18 protein-coding genes are annotated in these 18,502 nt (G+C 53.3%); 6 read left to right on the top strand and 12 right to left on the bottom strand.

What is annotated here, in order from left to right:
* Positions 1–17: 17 nt before the first annotated feature.
* The 5 genes from ABD843_RS06855 to ABD843_RS06835 all read right to left on the bottom strand — a co-directional run bounded on the left by ABD843_RS06855 (position 18) and on the right by ABD843_RS06835 (position 4,002).
* Complete coding sequence (locus tag ABD843_RS06855; protein WP_345080519.1) at positions 18–326, bottom strand: hypothetical protein; 309 nt, start codon at positions 324–326, stop codon at positions 18–20.
* Positions 327–430: 104 nt separating this feature from the next.
* A complete protein-coding gene (locus ABD843_RS06850; protein ID WP_345080516.1) occupies positions 431–904 on the bottom strand; it encodes a hypothetical protein in 474 nt (157 codons plus the stop codon).
* Positions 905–1,056: 152 nt separating this feature from the next.
* Positions 1,057–1,797 carry a glycosyltransferase family 2 protein gene (locus ABD843_RS06845; protein WP_345080513.1) on the bottom strand — a complete coding sequence of 247 codons (741 nt, stop codon included), beginning with the start codon at positions 1,795–1,797 and terminating at the stop codon, positions 1,057–1,059.
* A gap of 63 nt (positions 1,798–1,860) precedes the next feature.
* Complete coding sequence (locus tag ABD843_RS06840; RefSeq protein ID WP_345080510.1) at positions 1,861–2,925, bottom strand: NAD-dependent epimerase/dehydratase family protein; 1,065 nt, start codon at positions 2,923–2,925, stop codon at positions 1,861–1,863.
* Between the two features lie 3 nt (positions 2,926–2,928).
* Positions 2,929–4,002: an NAD-dependent epimerase/dehydratase family protein gene (locus ABD843_RS06835; RefSeq protein ID WP_345080506.1), complete on the bottom strand. Its 1,074-nt coding sequence runs from the start codon at positions 4,000–4,002 to the stop codon at positions 2,929–2,931.
* A gap of 219 nt (positions 4,003–4,221) precedes the next feature.
* Here ABD843_RS06835 and ABD843_RS06830 point away from each other — a divergent pair, with 219 nt between their 5' ends.
* Complete coding sequence (locus tag ABD843_RS06830; protein ID WP_345080503.1) at positions 4,222–5,688, top strand: hypothetical protein; 1,467 nt, start codon at positions 4,222–4,224, stop codon at positions 5,686–5,688.
* Positions 5,689–5,741: 53 nt separating this feature from the next.
* Here ABD843_RS06830 and ABD843_RS06825 read toward each other — a convergent pair whose 3' ends face one another.
* A complete protein-coding gene (locus ABD843_RS06825) occupies positions 5,742–7,025 on the bottom strand; it encodes a hypothetical protein (RefSeq protein WP_345080499.1) in 1,284 nt (427 codons plus the stop codon).
* 61 nt (positions 7,026–7,086) lie between these two features.
* The gene (locus ABD843_RS06820) at positions 7,087–8,289 is read right to left on the bottom strand and encodes a hypothetical protein (protein ID WP_345080497.1); all 1,203 of its coding nucleotides are present in this window, start codon (positions 8,287–8,289) and stop codon (positions 7,087–7,089) included.
* Positions 8,290–8,433: 144 nt separating this feature from the next.
* Between ABD843_RS06820 and gldC the strand changes: the two genes are divergently transcribed.
* The 5 genes from gldC to kbl all read left to right on the top strand — a co-directional run bounded on the left by gldC (position 8,434) and on the right by kbl (position 11,962).
* Entirely contained in the window at positions 8,434–8,778 is a 345-nt protein-coding gene (gene gldC, locus ABD843_RS06815) for a gliding motility protein GldC (RefSeq protein ID WP_345080494.1), read from the top strand.
* 61 nt (positions 8,779–8,839) lie between these two features.
* A complete protein-coding gene (locus tag ABD843_RS06810) occupies positions 8,840–9,292 on the top strand; it encodes a GatB/YqeY domain-containing protein (protein ID WP_345080491.1) in 453 nt (150 codons plus the stop codon).
* Positions 9,293–9,373: 81 nt separating this feature from the next.
* Positions 9,374–9,961: a nitroreductase family protein gene (locus tag ABD843_RS06805; RefSeq protein ID WP_345080487.1), complete on the top strand. Its 588-nt coding sequence runs from the start codon at positions 9,374–9,376 to the stop codon at positions 9,959–9,961.
* A gap of 43 nt (positions 9,962–10,004) precedes the next feature.
* Positions 10,005–10,730 (top strand): hypothetical protein, encoded by a 726-nt coding sequence (locus ABD843_RS06800; RefSeq protein ID WP_345080484.1) that lies wholly within the window; start codon positions 10,005–10,007, stop codon positions 10,728–10,730.
* Positions 10,731–10,771: 41 nt separating this feature from the next.
* The gene (gene kbl, locus ABD843_RS06795; RefSeq protein WP_345080480.1) at positions 10,772–11,962 is read left to right on the top strand and encodes a glycine C-acetyltransferase; all 1,191 of its coding nucleotides are present in this window, start codon (positions 10,772–10,774) and stop codon (positions 11,960–11,962) included.
* A 75-nt stretch (positions 11,963–12,037) separates the two neighbouring features.
* Here the strand turns inward: kbl and ABD843_RS06790 are convergent, their stop codons facing one another.
* The 5 genes from ABD843_RS06790 to gmd all read right to left on the bottom strand — a co-directional run bounded on the left by ABD843_RS06790 (position 12,038) and on the right by gmd (position 18,332).
* Positions 12,038–14,452 carry a 3-hydroxyacyl-CoA dehydrogenase/enoyl-CoA hydratase family protein gene (locus ABD843_RS06790; protein WP_345080477.1) on the bottom strand — a complete coding sequence of 805 codons (2,415 nt, stop codon included), beginning with the start codon at positions 14,450–14,452 and terminating at the stop codon, positions 12,038–12,040.
* Between the two features lie 109 nt (positions 14,453–14,561).
* Positions 14,562–15,434, bottom strand: coding sequence for a GDP-mannose 4,6-dehydratase (locus ABD843_RS06785; protein ID WP_345080474.1), 873 nt, complete (start codon positions 15,432–15,434; stop codon positions 14,562–14,564).
* On the bottom strand, positions 15,431–16,726 hold the full coding sequence (locus tag ABD843_RS06780) for a class I SAM-dependent methyltransferase (protein ID WP_345080471.1): 1,296 nt from the start codon (positions 16,724–16,726) through the stop codon (positions 15,431–15,433). The genes ABD843_RS06785 and ABD843_RS06780 overlap by 4 nt, the downstream gene beginning before the upstream one ends.
* Position 16,727: 1 nt before the next feature.
* Positions 16,728–17,168 (bottom strand): hypothetical protein, encoded by a 441-nt coding sequence (locus ABD843_RS06775; RefSeq protein WP_345080469.1) that lies wholly within the window; start codon positions 17,166–17,168, stop codon positions 16,728–16,730.
* A 51-nt stretch (positions 17,169–17,219) separates the two neighbouring features.
* Positions 17,220–18,332 (bottom strand): GDP-mannose 4,6-dehydratase, encoded by a 1,113-nt coding sequence (gene gmd, locus ABD843_RS06770; RefSeq protein WP_345080466.1) that lies wholly within the window; start codon positions 18,330–18,332, stop codon positions 17,220–17,222.
* Between the last annotated feature and the right edge of the window lie 170 nt (positions 18,333–18,502).

Raw genomic sequence — 18,502 nt, 5'->3', positions numbered from 1 at the left:
GCTTAAAAAGGAAACGATCAGGCCCGGGGAGGTTGCCAGAAGCCCGAGACAGGCTCTTCGGCTATGCCGGCTATGAATGTGCCCCATTGCATACGGGGCATCTCTGTATGTACAGTAGGAATAAAGGATATCTGCTGTGGCACCACTACGCTGAAGGCGCAGCACCCGCAAGACTGGAACGGATTGCAGATGCTGCTGCACTCCTTATCGTGATGGTCGCCTGCATCCTCTTTCTGCCCGGTGGCACAGCCGTCCACGCTGCAGCATTCGCCTGCCGATGCGCTCATTGCGCACACAGGTTGCTGCACCGACAGCATAAGTACCATTAAGGCCAGGATAAAGCTCAACACTCTCACGATAGCAAATATAACATATAATGCGATCTCACTCTGTCACACCACTATAAAAATATCTTATAACATCATGTAGCTCAATACGCTATTTCCAGCCCGCCATCCTGTATATCGCCGGTGGCCACTGTGATGTTCGAGTCGCGTGTGTAGTAATAGGTGTTCAGGCAGCGTACATCGTCATCGGCCGGGGTAAAGAGGCTTTTCTGTATGGTGGTTTTGCGCTGGTTCACTCTTATGTCCTCTATCAGGTACTGCCTGCCTGATGGCAGCAGCGTTATGCGCCAGTCCTGCGTGGGCACCGATGCATCGGCTATGAAGTGTTTGCGGTGGGCATCGCCTTTCAGTGGGTCTCGCCGGTAGCCCAACGGGCCTTCCTTGAACCTCGTTCCCTGCAGGAAACGCTCTACATAGGCGCCCGTATCGGTTATCTCGCCCGCGCTGCTGATAAAGGTGAACCCATTTAGCGGAGGCGTATCGCAGGGTACCTCCCGGGTACATGATGCTGCCATACAGCAGGCAATGGCGATGGTGGTGAGTAATGTGTTTTTCATGTGTTCAGGTAGTTTTTAGGGATAAGCTATTCAAATATACTATCACAATTACATGCATGTTTCCGCTTCACCAAAAATTAAGAAAACATTAAAGGAGGTAAAAAAGCAGGGCAGCCGTTCCGGGCTGCCCTGCAATGTATTTTCGGTATCAGTTACCATTTCTTTTTGAAATCGCCACGGCTGAAGAACTTCTCTATGAGGCAGTACAGTACTATAAAGAAGTAGCGGCTGCCCATCTCCCTTATCTTCAGGTTAGATGTGCCATGCTTGCGGTTCTGCCACGAGTTGGGCACTACTGCAAATGAGTAGCCGCGTACTATGGCCTTCAGCGGCAGCTCTACCGTCAGATTGAAGTGGGGCGACATAAAAGGCTTCAGCCCTTCCATGCACTGGCGGCTGTAGAGCTTGAAGGCATTGGTGGTATCCCTGTACCGCAGGCGGAAGACGATACTGATCATGCGGTTCACAAAGCGGTTCAGGTACAGCTTGTTCTTGGGGTAGTCTATCACCCTGCCACCCTTGCTCCACCTGTCGCCAAATACACAGTCCACTTTCTTCTCCATCCATGTGTTGTAGAACTTCACCAGATCTGCCGGGCTATCGCTCATATCGGCCATGACGATGGCCACACAGTCGCCGCTGAAATTCTCCAGTCCCTTGCGTATCGCATACCCAAAGCCATTGTGCGGCGGGGTATTAAAGATGGTGCGCAGTGTAGGAATGGTCTTCTGCAGCTCGGTTATCACCTCTATGGTATTATCCTTCGAGTTGTCGTTTATCACCAGCAGCTCGTGGTCTATATTATGGGCACGCAGCTCTGTATGGAACGCATTCAGCGTATCGGGCAGATTCAGCGCCTCGTTATAGGCCGGTATCACAACACTTAGCTTCATGCCTGATGATAGAATTTGAATTTGAAATTTACTATTTGGAATTTGGGATCTGAACTTTGGAACTTATACCCTTGCTTTCATGTTCTCGAATATCTGCTCCATGGTCACATCCAGCGAATATTTGTACTCCCATGTGGGGTAGTGCTGGCGGAACTTCGTAAGGTCGGATATGTACCAGATATGGTCGCCCGAACGGTTGCCATCGGTATAGCTGTAGTTCATCTTATTGCCGGTTATCTTCTCGCATATCTCTATAGCTTCCAGCATAGAGCAGTTGCTGAAGCGGCCACCGCCTGCGTTATATACCTGCCCGCCGGGCTGTGGGTTCTGGTAGAAGTGCCAGAACATGTTCACGAGGTCCCAGGCGTGTATGTTGTCGCGTACCTGCTTGCCTTTGTAGCCGAATATGGTGTAGTGATCGCCGGTTATAGCGCACTTCATCAGGTAAGACAGGAAGCCGTGCAGTTGCGCGCCTGAGTGCTGTGGGCCTGTGAGGCAGCCGCCGCGGAACACCGCCGTGTTCATGTCGAAATACTTGCCATACTCCTGTACCATCACATCGGCTGCCACCTTCGATGCACCGAATACCGAGTGCTTCGAGTTGTCTATGCTCATCGCCTCATCTATACCTTCTTTGAAGTAGGGATGGCTTTCGTCTATTTCCCACCTCTTTTCCAGCTCTACCAGCGGCAGGAAGTTGGGCGTATCGCCATATACCTTGTTGGTGCTGGTGAATATGAATACCGCCTTGGGGCAGTGCAGGCGTGTCAGTTCCAGGAAGTTCAGCGTACCGTTCGCATTGATGGTGAAGTCGGTGATAGGCTCCTTTGCCGCCCAGTCGTGGCTGGGCTGCGCGGCCGTATGCACCACTATCTTTATGTCATTGCCATACTGCTTGAAGATGGTCTCCAGGCTTGCATAGTCGCGTATGTCCACGTTGTGGGCCTTGTAGTTGCTGTACTTGCTTTCCAGCACTTCCTTGTTCCACTTTGTAGATGCCGACGGGCCGAAGAAATAGGCCCTCTGGTCGTTGTCTATACCTATGACAAGGTCCATCTTATCAGAAAGAAAGCTGACGCTTTCGCTGCCTATGAGCCCGTTAGAGCCGCTGACGATAGCAATATTCATCTCTTATGCGTTTAATATAGGTTTTAGTTGTTGTTCGTTCTTGTGTATCCAGTTAAAGGTGTCTGTCACTATGTCCCTTACGTTGCGTTTGGGGGTCCAGCCGGTCACCTCTGTTATGCGCGTATTGTCGGTTATGTACAGGGGTATATCGCCCTTGCGGTTCTCCATCACCGATGAGGCGCCTACCTTATTGCCGGTCACCTCGGCACATATGGCCGTCAGTTCCTGCAGCGATACGCTCGATGCCAGGCCGCCGCCCGCGTTCATTGTCTTGCCGTTCACCTGGTCGAAGTTGTGTATCTCGTGGTCCACAAGGTCGAAGAGGTCGAAGATGTGCAGGGCGTCGCGTACTTGCTTGCCCGTGCCGCCATAGCCAAAGTAGGCCACATCGCGGCCCCAGTAGTGGCGGGCCACCCACAGGGTCATCACACCCTGGTCCACTTTGCCCATCTGGTGCGGACCGGCTATCACCCCACAGCGGTTTATCACATAGTTCACGTCGAAGAATTCCCTGAACTCCTCTATCAGCAATTCTGATGCCAGTTTTGTAGAGCCGTATACCGACCGCGCCTTGTCCAGCGGAAAGTTCTCGGCTATACCCTTGCTGCTCACGCCCGGTATCACCTGGCCATCAGGCAGGTCGAAGCGGGTAGTGTTCTCGGTATATTTTATATCCTCCAGGTACGATATGGGGTACACCCTGCTTGTAGACAGGAATATGAACTTTGCCTTGCTGCGCGCGGCCAGTTCCAGAGTATTGATGGTACCTGTGAGGTTGGTGTTTATCACATAGCTGAGCATGGCGCCCATACCTGCCATTACCGATGGCTCTGCCGCTGCGTCTATGATGAAGTCGAAATCGCGGTCCATTTCCAGGTCCTCGCGGTTGCGTATATCGCCGTGTATGAATTCTATGCCGGCCGCCTTCAGCTTTGGCAGGTTCAGCTCCGATCCGCGGCGTTTCAGGTTGTCCAGCGCCACTATAGTATAGGAAGGATACTTTTCCTTGAGCATGAGGGACAGGTTGGAGCCTACAAAACCGCAGCCACCTGTCACAAGGATGGAAATATTATTCACGTTCTTTATTTGGTGTGCAAAAATACATGGAAAACCTTTCCTAAAAGAATTTTATTCCAGTTTTAATGAATGTATCATATAGCTGCTCAAAACCTTATGTACATACAGAGACATGATGAAATAATATAAAGACAAAGCCACTATAGCACCCTTCCATTCTATACTTGCCGCTAACAATATTACTTTTGTTCTGCCATACCCCTCCTACTTCAGCAGCACATGAGCAAGATCAGATACAGTACCCTGGCCGTTATATTACTGGTCGCTATCATATTCATAGCGTATGCCGTCAGGGTATTTCCCATACCGGGTACCGATTCTTCCTCCTTTCTTCCGCCCTCTCTCACCTTCGGCCAGGGCAGGGGCCTCGCCAATCCTATCTATTACCTCAGTTCCCTTACCGATGCCACGGGTACCCTCCGGTACAATTATTATGTGCCCTTCTATACATGGTTCCTGGGCTTTTTTGTGGCTGCAGTACCCGGCATCAAGACCCTCTTTGTGGTGTGCGCCCTGCTCACCATTATGGCCCTCCTGCTCTACAGGCGCACCATCCTCGGCAGCGGTATCGATGGCAATAACAAGCTCCTCACCGCTACCATACTGCTATCCATTCCCTACCTGGCTACCTATTCCCTGCCTACACTGGGTAGACCGGAGCAGCTCACAGCCCCGCTGTCCCTGCTGCTCTACCTGCTCTACCACCACCGTGCCAAAATGAATACCTGGCTCTATAACGGCCTGCTGGTACTCATTTTCGCCCTCCTCCTCACCTCGCAGATCACCGGTTTCTATTTTGCCTTCCTCTTCTTCCTCATAGCAGAGTTCCTTGGAGCAGCAGCACCCGGGCGTTCGGTATGGGTAAATGCCGTGCGTGGCATAGCCGTCCTGCTCGTTTCCTATCTTATTATGGAGGCCAGTCCCAATGGCTTCATGGCTACCGTTCAGGGTATATCGCGCCATTCGCAGGTACTGTTCGCACGCACGGCAAGGAGCATCGGCCTGTTCACCTACTATTGGGTACTCAGCCCGTTCAACTTCGGTTTTCTTATCATTTTCCTCGCCGGTATGCGCTACTGGTATCTGTACCTCCGCAGCAGCCTTCCGGCCGTGGGCATGTTCAATAAGCTGGTAATAGCTGCGCTTCACCTGGCCATCGTAGCGGGCATGCTGAAGTTCGTGCTGCATACCTCGCCTACCGTATACAATGCCACGCAGTATATCTATGTCATCCTGCTCATCCTGCTGCTCAACCATCACAGGTTCTCTGGCAGCAGGTACAATGCCCTTGTGCTGCCCTCGCTTATGCTTACATTCATTGGCGGTGGTCTCATTTTCCTGCGCACATTCCTACTGTTCGCAGACAACGAGGCCGATGGCAAGACCTACGATGCTGCCAAAAGCAAGCTGATGGAAGTGGAAAATAAGTACGGCAAATGCTACACCTCCTTCAACCTCTGGGCCCTCTACGACGACCCCTACCGGGTACACCAGCTAGATGAGCGCTACATAAAGCCGGGAGATATAATAGTGCTGAACCAGGCCTATAACGCACTGCCCGCATCTATCCTGAGCCGCAGCGAGATACTGGAGGACTGGCGCACTACCGATGTGCGCACCCTGCTGGGTATACCCCTCACCCGCCACCCGCAGGGCTACAGTTTTGTGGTGGTAAGGGTAAAGTAAGATCCGCCCATATACTTCATTAAAAAAGGAGCCGTGATCGCGGCTCCTTTTTCTTAGTTCTTTTTCTCTTCCTTTTCCCCGAACAGGCCGGGCATCTTATCGGCCCGGTGTTGTTCTATGCAGTATATGTTCTCTTTGCAGGTCTCATCGGTCACCTGTTTTGCCCTTATGGGGTCGGGGTATTGGTAGGGTACCAGTGTCAGGTCTTCGCGGAAGGCCTGCATACCGTATTTGCCGTCTTTCATGTTCCAGTTATAAAAAAAGAACAGGCCTACTATCAGTACTACTGCCATGGGGCCTGTATACTTCCAGTTCCTTACATATATCACCAGGAAGACGTACCCCAGCAGTGTGGCCAGGTGAGAATATATGCAATACCTGCTAGCCGTGGGGGTCCACATGGGTACATTGCCCCTGAAGATGGATGTAACACCTACAGACGCGAATACGAACAACCCCAGGCATACCAGTGGCAGCACCTCCGGCGCTATTCTCAGCCTTTTACCTATAGGCACCGTCCATAGCAGCAATGCAACAAGGATGGCACCGCCCCATATACCGCGGCCCCTGTCGAAGTGTGCGCCCAATGTCTGTAAGAAATAGGGTACGAATTTCGTGGGGTCCAGCGTGAACGCCCCTGTCTGCAGCTTCACATACTCATGATAATACACCAGCACGCCCAGCACAAGTGAGGTCGCTGCGGCAGCCATTTTCACCTTGTCCCTTGTATATATGGTATATAGAATGAGGATAGCAGCGCCCAGGATGCCGTTGCCGCTAGATAGGATGCATAGCACCTGTAGCGGCATGGCCCCTGCCAATGCCCATCGGTTCTTCATGCTATAGAACAGCATACTGCCGGTAAATGCCAGTATCACACCAAAGTTCTGTATACCTGCCATGGCAAAGACCATGTTCTCGTAGCTGTTCAGGTCGAACACACACATACTTGTCACCAGTACGCATGGCATCCAGTGCTCTGGTATGGCCTTCTTCACGAACCATGCTATATTCAGGAACAGCAGCGATAGCACCACGCCACTCAGCATCATGATATGCCTGAAGTTGATGACCCCGAATGTCTTGTAGTAAAGCACGAACATGAGCCTCGATAACACTATCCTGTGCTCATTATGTTGTTTCAGCAGCAGGTCTACGCGCGTGGGCAGGTCGGCACGCTGGTAAGAGAGCGTGAAGTCCAGTATGGCATCATAGTCGTCCTGGCGGGGCATATTGGTGGCATACCTCCATACAAGGTATGTGCATACCAGCATAGGTAGCGCTATGGCTATATACCAAAGTGGGGTCTTTAGTCTGTTCAGATAACTGCCTGACATAGTCCTGGGTTTCGGGTCGTGGGTTTCGGCCATCTCAGCAGTGGCCACGCATTGTCTTTCTTTACCTGCCTTTATAAGGTGGCAGCCTGAATTTCCATCCTTCAGGGTGTATGTCTATCTCTTCCCGCTTACCTGCTTTGTACTCTCTCATCTGCTCCTTCCATTTCTTGTCCTCATAGTTGAAGCGCATGCTATTGGCATGGAACAGGAAGTAGATGAAATACACCACTATATCCTTTATCCGCATTATACTGTCTGCCCCCAGTATGAAGATCCAGGCGGCGCATGTATAAGGCACGAAATAGTAGCGCGGGCAGCCAAAGGCCAGTACCTTGGTCTCCATGGGCCAGAACACAGCTATAAAGCTGGCCAGGAACATGATGGGCGCCAGTACCAGTACATATTTGCGGTCGGCCGTTATCCGCCTGTAATGCCTGAACAGCATGTACACGATGAAGGCAAAAAGGCTCAGCAGCAGTATAGACAGTTCCTTTTCTCCTATGGACGGCAGCAGGTTGTTGCGCGAGTATATCAGGTCGGCCATATTGTACTTTATCAGCCGCACCAGGTGGTGGGGCTCAGGGTCGCCGGGTATGGCCCTGTTGTGCGGCGAAGACCGGATGAGCATGAACTGCACCAGCCCGCACACCATTATCAGCCCCATGGGTACCAGCCTTTTCATGGTCATGGTCTTGCGCTCCAGGAATATGATAAGCGCTGCCACAGGGCTCAGCAGCAGCGAGAAAGGCCCGGTAAGCGATACCAGCATTATGCATATCAGCTTCAGCCATTTCCTGTTCTCTGCCTCATAGTACTTGTACCCCACAAAGAGGAAGTTCACCAGGTAGAGCGATGTGACCCATATGCTGTTCGTTATGTTCATGAACATCTCGGGGCCCACAGGTACAAAGGGAAAGATGCTCGCGAACAGTATCTTGTGTTTCATTTCCAGTTGGCGGGCGCTCTTCAGCAGCTCCAGCCCTATCAGTACGCACAGCCCGAAGTAGCTAAGGTTATAAAAGGTAGGCAGCACTTCCAGGTCTACGCCCAGCGTACCCCACAGCAGTGCTATGAGCCTGGGTATGGTATGCAGGTAGCCGGCATAGGGGGTTATCAGCGAGGCCCAGCCCTTTTCCATATACTGCGCCAGGAATATAGGCCCGTCCTCGGCATATATCTGCGCATGAAGGAAGCCATCGTGCCGTCTGAAAAAAAGACCCAGAAATATCAGAAGTATGACCCAGAATGCCTGTTTTAGTTTCATGTACTATCGGAATTGGGTGCAAATATCATTATTTTTCATTGCCTGACCAGTTAAATTACATAACTGCCAGCGCTTTGTACAAGTTGGTATCCCGTCCGTTATTCTCTCTATTTCCTGTACTTTTGCCCCACTTTTACCAACCATATGAGATCGAACATAAACATACAGATAGAGCTTGCCGAAGACAAGATGCCCGAAAAGATAGAGTGGATGGCCCCCGATGGCGGCGTGCCCGAGTGGCAGAAGGCCAAGGCCATACTACTGGGCCTGTGGGATGGCGATGAGCGCTCTGCCCTGCGCATAGACCTCTGGACCAGCAAGATGATGGTGGACGAAATGAACGATTTCTTCTTCCAGACCCTCTTCGGTATGGCCGATACCTATGCCCGTGCCACCCGCAATACCGAGCTGGCCGATGAAATGAAGGCATTTGCCAAGACATTTATGAAAAAGGCAGGCGATGCCATGGAAAGCGCTGAAAAAGGCTAGAGGCTGTAGAACAGGGGCTTATTTTTATTTTTTATTTTTACTTTTTAATTTTCGAAAGCGTATGTCACTGGAAGCAAAAATAATGGACGAGCTGAAGAACGCTATGCGTGCCAAAGACGAGGCCGCCCTGCGTACCCTGCGTGCCATAAAGGCCGCCATCATCATAGAAAAGACCGCCGAGGGCGCCAATGGCGAGATAAACGAGGCCACCGAGCTAAAGATGCTACAGAAGCTGGCCAAGCAGCGCCGCGACTCTATAGACATCTTCGACAAGCAGGGCCGTAAAGACCTTGCCGATAAAGAACGCGAAGAGCTGGCTATAATAGAGAAATTCCTGCCGCAGCAAATGAGCGCAGACGAACTAAAGAAAGAACTGCAGGCCATAATGGAGCAGGTAGGCGCCAAAACACCCGCCGATATGGGCAAGGTAATGGGCGTGGCCAGCAAACAACTGGCCGGCAAGGCCGATGGCAAGGCCATCTCCGAGACGGTAAAGCAACTACTGGCACAGTAACGCCATTTTTTAAATATTATCAAAAGCCGCTGTGTATCCGCACTGTGGCTTTTTTGTTGCCTGGCCTTACCTTTGCCCCACATGAACAACGAAAGATACGATCAGGTCAGCGCCACCATCCGCGAAAGGCGCTCTACAGGCTGGGCAAAGATGAATGGCCAGGTGATACCCGACAACGTCATAAGCGACCTGCTGGTACTGGCCGACTGGGCCCCTACCCATGGCCGCACCGAGCCCTGGAAGTTCTTTGTATACGGCGGCGAGGCAAAGACCACTTTTGGTCGCGAGCATGCACAGCTATACTGGAACAATACCCCCGATGACAAGCGGCAGGAACTGACCCTGCAGAAGCTGGAGCATAATGTAGATAAGGCTTCGCACCTCATAATAGCTGCCATGGTACGCGGCGCCAACCCCAAGATACCCGTTATAGAAGAGGTGGCCGCAGCATCGGCCGCCGTGCAGAACATGCTGCTGGGCGCTACTGCCATGGGCATAGCGTCCTTCTGGAGTACCGGCGGTATGACGCATACCGAGGCCCTGAAGCAATACCTGGGCCTGGGTGCCGAAGATGTGGTGCTGGGCCTCATATTCCTCGGTCATACCGACGAACCTGCCAAAGAAGGTGTGCGCAACCGCCCGCTGGCAGAAAAAGTGAAATGGCTATGATCTTTACTGATTTGAATGTATCTTTCCACTTTAAAAATAAAGTATGAGAAAAGTTCTATTGTTTCTGCTGGCAGTGGGTGCTGTGGTAGCGTCCTGCCACAAGAATGCCCCCAAAGAGCCGGTATCTTATTCGGTAGAGACCGCACAGAACAAACCCATAAGCGATATATACATACCCGACCAGGGCGCCTACAAGCTCTCCCTGCTGGTAAAATACCTGGGCGGTTTCTCCCGCGATAGCGTCACCATCTCTATCACCGGCCTTCCGGCCGACGTGCAGCTGGTAGAGGACACCTTCCGCAGGCTGCCCACCTTCGTGGCCGATTTCGTTTTCCTCACTACCAATGCCGCGCACAAGACATACCCCATCACCATCACCACCACTGCGCCCGGCACTACACCCAAGGTGCAGACCATAAACCTCACCGTTATCTCTGCCGACTGTGCATCGGTGCTGCAGGGCACATATAGCGGCGCCAACGGCTGTACCAACCGCAATGTTACCTACACGGCCACTGCCGCTACCACAGGCGCGGCTAACGAGCTGGATATCACCAACCTAGGCGGCTATGGCTCTGCCACATCTACCCACATGATCATCAACTGCGCCAAAGATTCTGTGTACATACCGCAGCAGCACATTGGCAATGGTACCAACCTGAGTGGTGCGGGCACCATATCGGGCAATACCATCACCATCACCTATACTGCTTCTACCACACCGCTCGGCTTTGCAGAGACCTGCGTGGCCACACTTACGAAACAATAATGCGGGGGCATCGTTCCCTCATAGCCACATAACAAACATCTATGTCAAGTCCTTCATTTTACGCACGCCTGCAGCAAGAACTGCAGGAGATAACCGACGCAGGCCTGTACAAGAAAGAGCGCGTTATATCTTCGGTACAGGGTGCCGAGATAACCGTGAACGGCCGCACCGTGCTCAATTTCTGCGCCAACAACTACCTTGGTCTTTCCTCTCATCCCCGTGTCATAGAGGCCGCTCACCGCACTACCGACGAGCGCGGCTTTGGCATGAGCTCTGTACGCTTCATCTGCGGCACGCAGGATATACATAAAGAGCTGGAAGAAAAACTGGCCCGCTTCCTGGGTACCGAGGACACCATACTGTATGTGGCCTGCTTCGATGCCAATGGCGGCGTGTTCGAGCCCCTGCTGGGAGAGCAGGATGCCATTATATCGGACGAGCTGAACCATGCCTCTATCATAGATGGTGTGCGCCTGTGCAAGGCCCGCCGCGGCAGGTACAAGCACAACGATATGGCCGACCTGGAGGCACAGCTACAGGCAAATATGGATGCCCGTACCCGCCTCATCGTTACAGACTCCGTATTCTCTATGGATGGTACCATAGCCCAGCTAGATAAGATATGCGACCTGGCTGATAAGTACGATGCCCTGGTGATGATAGATGAAAGCCATTCATCGGGCTTTATGGGCGCTACCGGCAGGGGCGTGCATGAGCTGTGCGGTGTTATGGGCCGTATAGACATCATTACCGGTACCATGGGCAAGGCCCTTGGTGGCGCATCGGGCGGCTTTACCAGCGGTAAGAAAGAGATAATAGAAATGCTGCGCCAGCGTAGCAGGCCATACCTGTTCTCCAACTCACTGGCCCCATCTATAGTGGGCGCTACCATAGCCGTGCTGGATATGCTGAGCGAGACCACAGCCCTGCGCGACAAACTGGAGGAGAACACCCTCTATTTCCGCAAGCGCATGACCGATGCCGGTTTCGATATCAAACCCGGTACACATGCCATAGCCCCGATAATGCTGTACGATGCAGTGGTGGCACAAAAGTTCGCCGCCCGCATGCTGGATGAGGGTATCTATGTGATAGGTTTCTTCTACCCTGTGGTAGCCAAGGGCCAGGCGCGCATTCGCGTACAGATATCGGCCGGCCACGACCGTCACCACCTGGATACCGCTATAGATGCCTTCATAAAGGTGGGCAAAGAGCTGGGGGTGATAAAGTAACAGAGATACAGCAACAGTATATAAAAGACAAGGCTCGCATCAATTGATGCGAGCCTTTATATTGTTGGAGGGGTACTAATTCCTTAATGGCTTGCCCGAGGTGAGTATGCTCTGCATGCGTTCCAGCGTTTTCTTTTGCCCACAAAGGCTGAGGAAAGCTTCACGCTCCAGGTCCAGCAGGTATTGCTCACTTACGGTGGTGGCCTGCGAGAGGTCGCCGCCGCACATCACATGGGCCAGTTTTTCGGCTATCAGGCGGTCGTGATCGCTGATGTAATTGCCGCGCCACATACCGTGCACACCTGCCAGCAGGCCGCCCAGGCCACCACGGCCCTGTACCTTTATATCGGTACGCGGTGCGGCCTGTGTATAGCCTTGCTCCCACAGCAGCAGGGCCTTGCGCTTGGCATCGCCTATACGGCGGTCCAGGTTCACAGATATGGCATCGTGGCCGGGGCGCAGCACGAAATTCTCGAACGCCTCGTGTGCCGATGTGGACACCTTGGCCGTGCCTACGTTTATAAAAAGCTGCTGCAGGTAGTTGACCTCTATGTCTTCTTTTATGTTGCGGTCGGCAGCGCGTACGGCCATTTCCTTAGAGCCACCGCCACCGGGTATAAGGCCCACGCCCACCTCTACAAGTCCTATATAGCTTTCGGCAGCGGCCTGTACGGCATCGGCATGCAGGCACAGCTCGCAGCCGCCGCCCAGTGTGAGGCCATGTGGCGCCACTACCACAGGTATGCCGCTGTAGCGTAGGCGCATGGTAGTGGACTGGAACATACGGATGGCCATATCCAGCTCATCATATTCCTGCTCTACCGCGAACATGAACACAAGGCCCAGATTGGCGCCCGCGCTGAAGTTGGGGCCGCTATTGGCTATCACCAGTCCCTTGTAGCGCTCCTCGGCCATGGTCACGGCCTTTTGTATGCCTTCCAGCACCTCGCCGCCTATGGTGTTCATCTTAGTGTTCCAGCTAAGGGCCACTACGTCATCGCCTATGTCGTAGAGCTTGCAGGCGCTGCTGCGCCATACCACGTTCTCCGACAGTTGTTCCAGCAGTATGAAGACGCCTGCACCCGGTATGGGTTCGTATCTTTTGGTGCGCTGATCATAGTAGAGGCGTTTGCCTTTTTCGGTCTTGTAGAAAGTGGTGATACCGGCATCGAGCATTTGCTGCACCCATGGTGCTACCTGCATACCGGCCTCGGTCATTTTTTTCAGTACGCGTTTCACGCCAAGTGCATCCCAGCTTTCAAAAGCGCCTATGTCCCAGCCGAAGCCCGCTCTTAGCGCATCGTCTATTTTGTACAGCTCATCGCTTATCTCGGGTACGCGGTTGGATATGTAGGCAAAGAGCAGGTGATGGAAGCGGCGGTAGAATTCGCCCGCCTTGTCGCCGCCGCTGTATAGCGCACCCAGGCGCTGTTTCAGATCATCCAGTTGCTTTGCAGCCTCTATGGTAGCGAACTTGGTCTTTTTCTTCGGGCCATACTCCATCGTGTCCAGGTCCAGCGTCAGTATCTCTTTCTTTGTTTGGCCATCAGCACCCCTGGTCTTGGTCATTTTATAGAAACCCTGCCCTGTTTTGTCGCCCAGCCATTTGTTGGTGAGCATGGTATCTATGAAGGGCGGAACGATGAAGAGGTCTTTGGCCTCATCGTTCGGCACGTTCTTTGGCAGGTTCTTGGCTACCATCACCAGGGTGTCGAGGCCTACTACATCGCCGGTGCGGAAGGTGGCCGACTTCGGCCTGCCCATTACGGTGCCGGTAAGGGAGTCTATCTCGTCTATGTTCAGGCCCAGCTCCTGCATGGCTTTGAACACGGCCATGAAACCGAACACGCCTACGCGGTTGGCTATGAATGCGGGAGTGTCTTTGCACAGTACGGTTATCTTGCCCAGGTGACGGCTGCCGTAGTCGGTGAGAAAGTCCAGCACTTTGGGGTCGGTATCTGGGCCGGGAATTATCTCCAGCAGGCGCAGGTAGCGCGGCGGATTGAAGAAGTGCGTACCACAAAAGTGCTTGCGGAAGTCCTCGCTGCGGCCCTCGTTCATGAGGTGTATGGGTATGCCCGAGGTATTGGTAGTGATGAGGGTGCCCGGCCTGCGGTATCGCTCTATCTTCTCAAAGAGCTGCTGCTTTATATCCAGCCGCTCTACCACGGCCTCCAGTATCCAGTCGCAGTCGGCTATTTTGGGTAGGTCATCGTCTATATTGCCGGTGTTTATACGCGCGGCCACGGCCTTCGTATATACCGCCGATGGCTTGCTTTTCACCGTGGCCTGCAGGGCATCGTTCACTATGCGGTTCCGTACCTGCTTGTCGGTAAGCTGCAGCCCTTTGGCGGCCTCTGCATCGGTGAGGGCTGCGGGCGCTATATCCAGCAGCAGCACCTGTACGCCTATACCAGCAAAATGGCACGCTATGCGCGAGCCCATCACCCCACTGCCTATCACCGCTACCTTGCGAATATTCCTGTTCATCTCTGTTGTGTGTTACGAATAGGAAAGTTAATGCATTTTCGCGGGTAATGGGTATAGGCAAAGTGCAGCTATGCTGCAAATAGTATGTTACTTTTTGTGGCAGGTATATTTAGCCAAGCACCATCATACGGGCCAGGTCTGCGAAAGATACCTGTGGCTGCCAGCCCAGTGAGCGCAGGGTGGTGGGGTCGGAACAGAGTATGTCGTACTCCGGCACAAAACCGGGCCTGTGTACCACATATTGCCGCCAGTCGCGGCCTATGAGGGCAAAGCATTCATTGAGCCAATCTTCTATGGAGTAGGCAAGGCCGGTGCCTATGGTGGCCTCATACACATCATCCTGCTGCACAAGGGTGTAGATGCCGCGTACTATATCGCCGGCAAAGCCCCACTCCTTGCGTACCGTCATATCGCCTATTTCCAGCGTTTCGGAACTGCCTGCGGCTATACGCCGGGCAAAGGCCGCTATCTTGTTGCTCATGTGCCGCTCGGGGCGTATGGGGCTGTCGTGGTTGAAGAAATAGCCGAAGTAGGTCTGTATGCCCAGCGAGCGGTAGTAGCGTGCCGCATATACAGACTGTATGCGGCTGACGGCATAAGGGCTGGTAGCCTCGAAGGGGTCGGTCTCCTTTATGGGCCTGCCCGCATTGTGGAACTGCAGGCCGCTGCCGGAAAGGAAGACCTTTGTGCCGGGCGAATGCCGTTTCACTGCCTCCAGCACATTGAAGGTGCCGGTACTGATGGTCTCGTGGTTCTCGAAGAGGACATCGTGACGGGTGGTGCTGTTGGCGGCAAGGTGGAAGATGATGTCCGGCCTTTTCTCGCGAACGAGAGCTTCCACATCGGCATACTTGCCTATGTCCATATGCAGCCAAGGGCCGCTGCGCGACACGCCCGTGACGGCAATGCCCTCGCTTATGAGCAGCTCGTGAAGGTAGTGCCCGTCCTGCCCGTTGGCCCCGAAGATCACCGCTGTTCTCATGGTATCGAAACAGTACTTCCTTCCAGGTCGTCCTTGGTGAAAATATCCATCACAGGCAGAGGGAAGATGAGGCTGGTGCCGTTCATCAGGGTCTCCCTTTCGCGCTCTATGAACTCTGTCTTGAAGTGCCATGGCAGTACCAGGTAGTAGTCAGGCTTCATAGCGCGCGATTCGGCCTCGCTGATGATGGGTATGTCGGTACCCAGCGTGCGCGCACCGTATTTATCAGGGTTGCGCTCGGCGGCATAGTCTACCAGTGTGTTATCTATATCGCACCACTGCAGTATGGTGTTGCCCTTGGTAGATGCACCGTATATATGTATGCGCTTGCCCTCTTTCTTCAGCTTTACCAGCGCCTGGTGCAGGTCGGTCTTTATCTTGTCTATCCTTGCCTGGAAGGCCAGGTAGGGTTTGTCGGTGTCCAGCTCCATATCGAACTCCTTCAGGCGCACATCGTTCATCAGGCGTGCATCCTCCGGTGTACCGAAGGTGGTATTGTTCTCGTGCGTGGCATAGCAGCGTATGCTGCCACCGTTTATGTCGTTGAACTCTATCTTGAAAACCTTCATGCCTGCCCTGCGCATGATGTTCTCTATCACCGCCAGGCTGTAGTATTCCAGGTGTTCGTGGCAAATGGTATCATAAGAATCGAGCTGCAGCATGTGCGGCATATAGGACATCTCGAACACCCACAGGCCATTAGGCGCCAGCAGTTTTTTGATGCCCTTTACGAACTCCACGGGCTGCTCCAGGTCGTAGAACATGGCTATGGAAGTGATGATGTCCATCACGCCATTACCCACTTTATCGAACAGGATAGAGGAAGGGAAAATATCCGTCACCACCGTAGTGTTCTCGAACTTTATCTCCTTTGCCACATCCGATGGGTCTACGCCATACTTGGTATAGCCGGCGGGGTAGTTGCCCAGCAGGGTGCCATCGTTGCAGCCTATATCCAGCACGGTGGCGTGGGGCTTGCCTATGAGGTGCATGGCAGTATCGGCTATGCCCTTCAGGTGGCCGCGCATGGTGGCATTGGTACCGGAGCGGTACCAGTATGCATCATACAGTATCTCCGGCGGCACAGAGTGCTCCATCTGCAGCAGGCCGCAGGCGTTCTCATCTACCTGCGGGTCGCAGCGCAGTATGGTACAGGGTATCTTGCGCTGCGAGGGCAGCTCTTTGCCCGGCTTCACGAAGGAGCCCTGCAGGTACTGCGGGCCCAGGTCTATGACCCTTACCAATGCTGTAGACCCGCACACACGGCAGGTGTTCCTCTTTCTTATGTGCATGTTATTTCTTTTCTTTTACCAGGGTTGCGAATTGCCTGTCTATCTCGTCTATGCATTTGTTGCGCTCCAGGTTCAGGTGGGCCAGCTGGCGCACCACCACATCCTTCTCGGCCACAGGCACGTTCTCGAAGTCGTATACCTTCTCCTGCTCGTGCCACAGCTTACAGTTCACATCGGCCAGGTCGGCAAAGACCACACCTATAGAGCCTGTTATCTCGCGTATGTCGTTGCCCGCGGCCTTGAACACCTTATTGGCAGCAAATGATAGCTTTTCCTGTGGTATCTCGCCTGCAAGGGCTTTGGCCACAAATTCGTCTATCTCCTGTTGCAGCATCTTTTCCTGCCCGGCCAGGCTGGCCAGGCGGGTGGCATCTTCAGTGTGGTATTGTTTCAGCTTTACGATGGTGAGCTTGTCGCAAAGCATGCCAAGTGTCTCGGCCATATCTTATAACTTATAAAAGGTGTCTTGTGTTCTTTAATGTTAGTGCTGCGCCTAGTGGTGCTCGCTGCGGATGCGGTAGCCCGAAGCCTTTAGCAGGGCCTCCTTACGGAAGTGTTCCAGATCGGCATCTACCATTTCCTTTACCAGTTCGTCCAGCTTGTACCTTGGTTCCCAGCCCAGCTTCTGCTTTGCCTTGGTGGCATCGCCCAGCAGCAGGTCTACCTCGGTAGGGCGAAAATAGCGGGGGTCTACCTCCAGCACCACATCGCCTGGTTTTGCCTGGCACTCGGTATTGTGTACCGCGCGTACAATGGCCACCTCGTTCACACCCTCGCCCTCGAAGCCTACCTCTACACCCGCATGGGCAAAAGCCATGCGCACGAACTCGCGCACTGGGGTAGTGGTGCCGGTAGCTATCACAAAATCCTCGGGCTCTGCCTGCTGCAGCATCAGCCACATGGCCTCTACATAGTCTTTGGCATGGCCCCAGTCGCGTTTGGCATCCAGGTTGCCCAGCCACAGCTTGCTCTTCAGGCCCAGTACTATCTCGGCCACGGCGCGGGTTATCTTACGCGTGACGAAGGTCTCGCCGCGCAGCGGGCTTTCGTGGTTGAAGAGTATGCCGTTGCAGGCATACATGCCGTATGCCTCGCGGTAGTTCACGGTTATCCAGTAGGCATATAGCTTGGCCACGCCATAGGGCGATCGCGGGTAGAAGGGTGTCTCCTCGTTCTGGGGTATGGCCTGTACCTTGCCATATAGCTCGGACGTAGATGCCTGGTAGATGCGTGTCTTCTTTTCCAGCTTCAGTATGCGTATGGCCTCCATCAGGCGCAGCGTACCAAGGGCATCGGTATTGGCGGCATATTCGGGCTCTTCGAAGCTCACCTGCACATGGCTCATGGCGCCGAGGTTGTATATCTCGTCGGGCTGAACCTCCTGTATGATGCGAATGATGTTGGACGAGTCGGTGAGGTCGCCGTAGTAGAGCTTGAACTTTATATCCTGCTCGTGTACGTCCTTGTATAAATGGTCTATACGGGCAGTGTTGATGAGGGAGGTGCGGCGTTTGATGCCATATACCTCGTATCCCTTCTCCAGCAGTAGTTCTGCCAGGTAGGCTCCATCTTGTCCCGTTATGCCTGTTATCAGGGCTTTTTTCATCCTGCTAGCTTATTATGGTCTTATGATATATTTAGGTCCGGTAGTGCGAATGTAGCGAATGATAATGACCTGCTATCAATATTATGACCGTGTATCGCTGGTGTTAAGCCCCTCCCAGCCTCCCCAAAGGGGAGGTGATGGAGCGCCCTCGCGCTATGAAAGGTCATTTT

Origin of the sequence: Nemorincola caseinilytica (assembly GCF_039540515.1) — a bacterium.
GTDB classification, from domain to species: domain Bacteria; phylum Bacteroidota; class Bacteroidia; order Chitinophagales; family Chitinophagaceae; genus Nemorincola; species Nemorincola caseinilytica.
The sequence above is the reverse complement of the archived record's forward strand: the minus strand, read 5'-3'. Positions and strand labels throughout refer to the sequence as shown.